Below are 373 nucleotides of genomic sequence, written 5' to 3' on the forward strand. Positions count from 1 at the left end.
GTTGATGTGGATGACTTCGGTGCCGCCACGAACCATGAAGAAAGGCGGCTTCTCGATCACATCGTGACCGATGTTGACGATCAGGTCGGCGGCTTCGACGGCGCGGTGCACAAAGTCACCGGACGACAGCGCGGCGTTACCCAGGAAGCGTGGGTGGCGCTCGTCGACCACACCTTTACCCATCTGGGTGGTGATGAACGGGATGCGGGTCTTGTCGATCAGTTGCTTGAGGACCTTGGCGGTCATCTTGCGGTTGGCGCCGGCGCCGATCACCAGGATCGGGTTACGTGCGGCCAGCAACTTCTCTACAGCAGCTTCGATGGCCACATGCTCGGCCAACGGGCGGCGGTGCAGGCTGCGCGGGATTGGCAGC

General features: G+C 62.5%; 1 pseudogene. It reads right to left on the bottom strand.

The features are described 5' to 3' along the window. Nucleotides 1-373: pseudogene (locus tag ABE456_RS28545) on the bottom strand (acetolactate synthase large subunit); the annotation flags it as partial.

The sequence above is a fragment of the Pseudomonas sp. TWI929 genome, assembly GCF_039673335.1.
In the GTDB taxonomy this organism is placed as follows: Bacteria; Pseudomonadota; Gammaproteobacteria; order Pseudomonadales; family Pseudomonadaceae; genus Aquipseudomonas.